Below are 5,336 nucleotides of genomic sequence, written 5' to 3'. Positions count from 1 at the left end.
CTCGATGCCGATGATCGGCAGGGCACGGTTGATGGTCAGGAGGAGGTAGGCGCCGATCGCCGCCCCCCACACGGTGCCGACACCGCCGGAGATGGCGACGCCGCCGATGACCGCGGCACCGATGGCCTGGAGCTCCCACCCGTAGCCCGCGTTGGAGCTGACGGTGCCGTAGCGGGCGGCGTAGAGGACGCCGGCGAGTCCGGCCAGCGCGCCGCACACGATGAAGGCACCGAGGACGCGGCTGGTGACGCGGAGACCGTACAGGTGGGCGGCGGCCGGGTCGGAGCCGATGGCGTAGAGTTCGCGACCACTGCGGAGGTTGCGCAGGTACCAGGCGGCGACGACGAGCACGATGACGGCGAGGATCGTCAGCAGCGGGATGCCGAGGACGTCGCCGGTGCCGAGGCTGCGGAAGTCGGCAGGCATGTCCGAAGCATTGATGCGGTCGCTGCCGGCCCACGCGACGTTGATGCCGCGGTAGATGTACAGCGTTCCGAGGGTGATCACCAGGGCGGGAACCTTCGCGAAGGCCACGAGTGCGCCGTTGATGAGGCCGAGGACCGCGCCGAGCCCGATGCCGGCGATGAACACGAGAACGGGCGGGATGCCTGGGAAGTCGATGAACAGTCGCCCCGTGAGGTAGGCAGTGAGGCCCACGGTCGACCCGACCGACAGGTCGACGTTGCGGGTGATGATGACGATCGCCTGGCCCACCGCGACGACCATCAGCAAGGAGGGCGTCAGGAGCAGATCGCGGAATCCGTCACCCGAGAAGAGGAATGCCGGATTGACGGCGGTCGCGGCGACCACCACGAGGGCGAGCGCGATCGCGATGCCGGTCTCGCGGGCCTTCAGCACATGGCCGGTGGCCGACACCAGCGGATGCTGCTTCGGCTCGGCTTCGGTCGTGAGGGTCATCGCACGGCCTCCTCTTCCGCCGTCGCGGCGTACATCACGTTCTCGGGGGTGGCCTCGGCTCGGGAGAACTCCCCGGTCAGGTGGCCTTCGCGCATCACCAGCACGCGGTCGGCCATGCCGAGCACCTCGGGCAGCTCGGAGGAGATCATGAGGATCGCCATGCCGTCGCCGGCCAGTTGCGAGATGAGCCGGTGCACTTCGGACTTGGTGCCGACATCGATGCCGCGCGTGGGCTCGTCGACGATGAGGACCTTGGGGTGCGTCGCCAGCCATTTGCCGAGCACGACCTTTTGCTGGTTGCCGCCCGACAGTGTCCCCGTCTCGGCGTCGAGAGCCGCGGTCTTCACCTCGAGGCGGCTCGCCCAGGTCTGAGCGGCGGCGTTCTCGAGTCCGCCCCAGATGAGACCCCACTTCGCCAGACGCGAGCGGATCGCGAGGGTGATGTTCCGGGTGACCGACTGGTCCAGCACGAGGCCCTGCTTGCGGCGGTCCTCGGGGACGAGTGCGATGCCCTGCGCCATCGCCTTGCGGGGGTTGTTCTTCGACAGCGGCGTGCCCTCCACTGTGACCGAGCCGGATTCGTACGGGTCGACGCCGAAAACCGCCCGCGCGACTTCGCTGCGGCCGGCTCCCACGAGTCCGGCGAGGCCGACGATCTCGCCGGAGCGCACCGTGAAGCTGATGTCGTGGAAGACGCCCTTCTGGGTCAGTCCGTCCACGACCAGCACGTCCTCGCCGATCTCGGTCGGCGTCTTGGGGAAGAGCTCGGTGACGTCGCGCCCGACCATCTGGCGGACGAGGTCGTCGACGGTGGTGTCGTCGATCGACATGGTGTCGACGTAGGCGCCGTCGCGCATGACGGTCACGGTGTCGCACAGGTCGAACACCTCGTCGAAGCGGTGCGAGATGAATACGAGTGCGCGGCCTTCGTCGCGCAGGCTTCGCGCGACGGCGAAGAGGCGCTCGACCTCGACGCCCGACAAGGCCGCGGTGGGCTCGTCCATGATCAGCACGCGGGCGTCGAGCGAGATGGCCTTGGCGATCTCGATGATCTGCTGATCGGCGATCGAGAGGCCTTCGGTGAGGCGGTCGGGGTCGATGCGCACGCCGAGGCGCTCGAAGATCTCGCTGGCCTCGGCGCGCATCGCCTTGCGGTCGATACGGCCGACGCGGTTGGTCGGCTGGCGGCCCATGAAGAGGTTCTCGGTGACGGACAGGTCCGGGAAGAGCGTGGGCTCCTGGTAGATCACCGCGATGCCGGCGGCCTTCGACTGCGCCGTGCTGCTGAAGTCGACCGGCTCGCCGTCGAGGTGGAACTCGCCGGCGTCGCGGCGGTAGAGGCCGGCGATGATCTTGACCATCGTCGACTTTCCCGCGCCGTTCTCGCCGATGAGGGCGTGGATGGAGCCCTTCTCGAGGCGGATGCTGCCGGAGCGCAGGGCGACGACGGCGCCGAAGGACTTCACCACCCGCGAGAGTTCGAGCGCGGGGGTGGCTTGCTGTGGCGACGTGTCCGTCACGGTGCCTCCTCCTTGAGGGTGAACCTGGTGGCTGAATCTCCATGAATCGATTCAGGAGAACTTCAGGCATACTCTATGGAGCGCACCTGAGCGGGTCAAGTCAGATGCGCGAACTGGTGCCCGATCGAAGAGGAGACAGCGCCGACATGCCGAATGTGAGCATCCGCGACGTCGCGCAACGCGCGGGAGTGTCCGTGGGGACGGTCTCGAACGTGCTGAACCGGCCAGATGAGGTGTCGACGGACTCCGTCGCGCGGGTGCAGCAGGCCATCGACGAGTTGGGCTATGTGCGCAACGAAGCCGCGCGCAAGCTGCGCGCGGGTGTGAGCGCCACCGTCGGGTTCGTCGTCCTCGACGGCCAGAATCCCTTCTTCAACGACGTGGTCCGCGGGGCGGAGGATGAGGCCACCGCCCGCGGAATCGCGATCCTCTACGGCAACACCGACGAGGACCGTGCCCGCGAGGACATGTACATCGACCTGTTCGAGGAACATCAGGTGCGCGGGCTGCTCATCGCGCCGTTCGGCGACGTCAACAACAGGTTGTCGCGGCTGAAGCATCGCGGCATCTCCGCGGTGCTGGTGGACCGGTACAGCGGCGAGAACCGGTTCAGCTCGGTCTCGGTCGACAACATCATGGGCGGGCGGATGGCCGTCGAGCATCTCATCGCGACCGGACGCACCCGGATCGCCTTCGTCGGAGGCCCGTTCGAGATGCGTCAGATGACGGATCGGCTCGCCGGCGCACGCGTCGCGGTCGAGAACGCCTCTGGGGTGAGTCTGGAGGTCGTCGCAACGGCGGCCATGAGCGTGGAGGAGGGGATCGCGGCCGGTGCCCGTCTCATGGAGCGCCCAGCCCGCGAGCGACCGGACGCGCTGTTCGCCGGCAACGACCTCATCGCGCTGGGGCTGCTTCAGCAGCTCGTCGTCGACGGGCGCATGCTCGTGCCCGACGCGATCGCGATCATCGGGTTCGACGACATCTCTTTCGCCGCGGCCGCCGCTGTGCCCTTGTCGTCGATGCGCCAACCGAGCGCGACGATCGGCAAGACGGCACTTCGGATCCTGCTCGAGGAGGCCGGTGACACCGACGCGATCCCGCGTCAGACGGTCTTCCAGCCCGAGCTTGTCGCGAGGCGTTCGACCTCCCCGGCCCGCTGAGCGCTCATGTCAGGCGCAGACATCCCCAGGAGACCGGGGGGAGGGGAATCGTGAGCGCCGTGCCGTCGATCTCAGCGTCCAGCGTCGTCCGGCCGACGCGCTCGGGTGCCTCGAGGGTGTTCGCGGCGTACATGTCATCGTCGTGCAGCAGGTGCGCCTCGTCGACGGCGACGTCTCGGCCGAGCGCCGCGAGCAGCGGGCCGAGGTCCACCGTCAGGGTGGCCGCCTCGGACGTGGATCGATTGACGACGAACAGCGATGCGCCGTCGTCGTCGATTGTTGCAACGGCGTTGACGGCGGCGACGTCTCCGGCCACCGCGCTCGCGAACGTCGGGGAGACCACGGGCACCCGAACAGCGCGTCCGGTGGCCAAGCGCGAGGTCAGCGAGAAGGGGAAGAATGTGGTCTGACGCCACGCGGGTCCCCCGGGCTCGGTCATGATCGGAGCGATGACGTTGACCAACTGCGCGAGGGAGGCGGAGCGCACGCGGTCCGCATGCTGGAGCAGGGTGATGAGGAGATCGCCGAACACGACCGCGTCCAGCACGCTGTAGCGGTCCTCCAGAAGACGGGGCGCGACCGGCCAGCCCTTCTCCTCGGGCTTGTCGTTCTGTCCGCCGCCCTCATCGTGGAGGTACCAGATGTTCCACTCGTCGAAGGAGACCATGATGCGCTTGTCGCTCTTCTTCGTCGCGGCCACGGCGTCGGCGATCGAGACGACGGCCTCGATGAACAGCGCCATGTCGACGCCGGACGCGAGGAACTCCTGTGCGTCGTCGCCTCGCTCCTGGTAGTAGGAGTGGCAGGAGATGAAATCGACATCGTCGAAGGTGTGCTCGAGAACGGTGCGCTCCCACGAGCCGAAGGTCGGCATCGACCGTGCCGACGATCCGCACACGACGAGTTCGAGAGAGGGGTCGAGCATCCGCATCGCCTTCGCGGTCTGGGAGGCGAGCTTTCCGTAGTCGCCGGCGTTCTTGTGCCCGATCTGCCACGGCCCGTCCATCTCGTTGCCGAGGCACCACATGGTCACCCCGAACGGCTCCGGATGCCCGTTCGCCGCCCGCCGGTCGGTCCAGGCCGTCTTCGCGTCGACGTTGGCGTACTCGAGCAGGTCGAGCGCCTCCTGAGTGCCGCGCGTGCCGAGGTTGACGGCGAGCATGAGGTCGCTGCCGACGAGCTCGAGCCACGCGGCGAATTCGTGCAGGCCCACCTCGTTCGTCTCGGTGGAGTGCCACGCGAGGTCGAGACGGCGCGGCCGTTCGTCGACGGGGCCGATGCCGTCTTCCCAGCGGTATCCCGACACGAAGTTGCCGCCCGGGTAGCGGATGGTGCTGACGCCCAGTTCGCGCACGAGCTCGATGACGTCTCGTCGGAAGCCGTCGGCTCCGGCTGCGGGATGACCCGGCTCGTGGATGCCGTCGTAGATGTGGCGGCCGAGGTGCTCGACGAACCCGCCGAACAGGCGACGGTCGATGTCGGCGATCTCGTGATGGGGATCGAGGCGGGCGGCAGCGACGGCCATGGTTCCTCCGAAGTGGTCGGGGAGATGTCTGTGGGGGGTGCCCCTATGTTCTTTGTCAAGCCGCGAGGGCAGGTTCGCCTGTAGTCGGCTGGTAGAGGGTGCCGTCGCGGAGCATGGCGTAGAGGACGTCGGAGCGTCGTCGGGCGAGGGCGATGAGGGCTTGATTGTGCTTCTTGCCTTGGGCGACTTTGCGGTCGTAGTAGGCGCGTGATT

At 67.9% G+C, this 5,336-nt stretch carries 4 protein-coding genes and 1 pseudogene; 1 reads left to right on the top strand and 4 read right to left on the bottom strand.

Annotated features, from left to right (window positions below; translation table 11 throughout):
* Nucleotides 1–918, bottom strand: a 918-nt coding sequence (locus tag B4E30_RS16200; RefSeq protein ID WP_286796271.1) for an ABC transporter permease, incomplete at its 3' end; no start/stop codon positions are given.
* Entirely contained in the window at nucleotides 915–2,438 is a 1,524-nt protein-coding gene (locus B4E30_RS16195) for a sugar ABC transporter ATP-binding protein (protein ID WP_286796269.1), read from the bottom strand. The genes B4E30_RS16195 and B4E30_RS16200, both read right to left, overlap by 4 nt.
* A 146-nt stretch (nucleotides 2,439–2,584) precedes the next feature.
* Between B4E30_RS16195 and B4E30_RS16190 the strand changes: the two genes are divergently transcribed.
* Nucleotides 2,585–3,598, top strand: coding sequence for a LacI family DNA-binding transcriptional regulator (locus tag B4E30_RS16190; protein ID WP_286796267.1), 1,014 nt, complete (start codon nucleotides 2,585–2,587; stop codon nucleotides 3,596–3,598).
* 4 nt (nucleotides 3,599–3,602) lie between these two features.
* Here the strand turns inward: B4E30_RS16190 and B4E30_RS16185 are convergent, their stop codons facing one another.
* A complete protein-coding gene (locus tag B4E30_RS16185) occupies nucleotides 3,603–5,123 on the bottom strand; it encodes an alpha-N-arabinofuranosidase (RefSeq protein WP_286796265.1) in 1,521 nt (506 codons plus the stop codon).
* 55 nt (nucleotides 5,124–5,178) lie between these two features.
* A pseudogene (locus tag B4E30_RS16180) lies at nucleotides 5,179–5,336 on the bottom strand (IS110 family transposase); the annotation flags it as partial.

The sequence above is a fragment of the Microbacterium sp. UBA3394 genome, assembly GCF_002358725.1.
Taxonomy (GTDB): Bacteria; Actinomycetota; Actinomycetes; order Actinomycetales; family Microbacteriaceae; genus Microbacterium; species Microbacterium luteum.
This window is presented reverse-complemented; position numbering and strand designations above follow the sequence as displayed.